Here is a 1,749-nt window from a genome sequence, read left to right as displayed (position 1 = left end):
CGTGCGGCCGGGCCTTGGCCAATCTCTGAATCCACCGGAAGGCGTCGCGGCGCAGGCGCGAGCCCAGTCTGTCCCTGGAATTGACGCCAAGCAGCGTATTCGTTGTGATCAGCCGCCTGGCCAGCCGTATGGAGAGGTCGGGCTTGATGCGGCCGGCGAGTTCGAGCGCGCGGCTCTCGTCGAACAGCTGGCCGGTCACATTGAGCACGATTGCCAACTCCAGTTCGATGCCGGTCATACGGGCAGCGTCGAACAGGCGTGCTTCCGCTTCGGGTGATTGCAGCGCCCGCACGCCTTGCAGCACGTCCACGCAAAGCTGCAGGCGGTGGAATTTGTGGCCGCCGGCGGCGTGCACGATGGCGATCGTTAGAAGAGCCGCCGGCGTGTCCGTGGCTTCGCCGTCGATGGCGCGCAATTCAGGGAAACCCAGCGACAGGCGCCGCCGCATGCCGGTGTCATGCACGAGGTCGCCATGCAGTTCGACCAGCAGGCTGGAATTCTCTTTTTCCAACCATTTGAATTCCTGCAATTCGTAGGATTCGGCCTCGTTGCTGCCAAGCTCGAAGCCGCATGCCGCGATCACCTGGTTTGCCCTGGCCAGATTGGCGGGTTCGACCAGGATGTCGATGTCGGTGAAGGGCCTGTCGGCGACGTTGCGGTAGAGCTTTCGCGCGAAGACGGGTCCCTTGACGATCCGCGCCGGAATATTGTCCGCCGCCAGTCCCTTCATGATGCGGTCGCCATGATACTTCAACAGCATCGACTGGCCGGTGGCGATCGTTGCCTTCTGGCGCAGATCCTCCAGCTTGCCGTGCAGGTCGGCATCCGCTGGCAGCCGCGCGTCCCCGCTGAGCTTGCGCAACATGATCGGCAGCACGCCGTGAAACTCGGCATTGTCGAGCAGCGCCGTCAGCGTCTTTGCCGACAAATCTTCGCCGCCTGCCGCCGCCTCGGGGTCAGCGAAGCGCAGCAAGAGTCTTTCTTGGGCGGAAGTAAGCGGTGGCAGCATCAACCCAGCTAGCATTGCGAGCAAGTCAGGAATGGTTGCAGAAAAGCCTAATGTAAGCCAGCTTTTACATGCCCCAGCGCAGCGCCGCAGTGTGTACCGGCGCGTCCCAGAATGCGGTCGTCTCGTCGTCGAGCATGGTCAGCGTGATCGAGCAGCCGGCCATATCGAGCGAGGTGACGTAGGAGCCGACCAGCGAACGGGTCACCGTCACGCCATGCTTCTCGAAGATTAGCCGTGCGCTGTTGTACATCAGATAGAGTTCCATCAGCGGCGTGCCGCCGAAGCCGTTGACGAACAGCAGCGCCGGGCCTTTCGCTTTGTCGCCGAGATCGCCGAGGATCGCGGCGCAAATCTCCTGCGCGATCGCATCGGCGCTTTTCAGCGCATCGCGCCGGCGGCCGGGCTCGCCATGGATGCCGACGCCGAACTCCATCTCGCCGTCGCCGATATCGAAAGTCGGCTTGCCCGCCGCCGGCACGGTGCAACTGGTCAGCGCCACGCCCATCGAGCGGGTAGCAGCGTTGACGCGGTCGCCAAGCGCCTTCAGCGACGCCAGAGCCAGGCCATGTTCGGCCGCCGCGCCGACGATCTTTTCCACCACCAGCGTGCCGGCGACGCCACGCCGGCCCGTCGTATAGGAAGAATTCTCGACCGCGACATCGTCATTGGTCACGATCTGCTGGACGCCTTCCGACATTTCGGCCGCCATCTCGAAATTCATGACGTCGCCCTCATAGTTC

The 1,749-nt window shown here is 63.4% G+C and carries 2 protein-coding genes; both read right to left on the bottom strand.

The genetic code is table 11. From position 1 onward, the window contains the following. The coding region (locus tag EOA22_RS32450; RefSeq protein ID WP_164756136.1) for a nucleotidyltransferase family protein at positions 1 to 1,009 on the bottom strand (1,009 nt) is incomplete at its 3' end. A gap of 64 nt (positions 1,010 to 1,073) precedes the next feature. Next, on the bottom strand, positions 1,074 to 1,749 hold a 676-nt coding region (locus EOA22_RS32445), incomplete at its 5' end, for a dihydroxyacetone kinase subunit DhaK (RefSeq protein WP_127390546.1).

It is taken from the genome of Mesorhizobium sp. M7A.F.Ca.US.014.04.1.1, from assembly GCF_003998745.1.
Taxonomy (GTDB): Bacteria; Pseudomonadota; Alphaproteobacteria; order Rhizobiales; family Rhizobiaceae; genus Mesorhizobium; species Mesorhizobium ciceri.
Note: the sequence above shows the minus strand (reverse complement) of the source record. Positions and strands in the feature narration are given on the sequence as shown.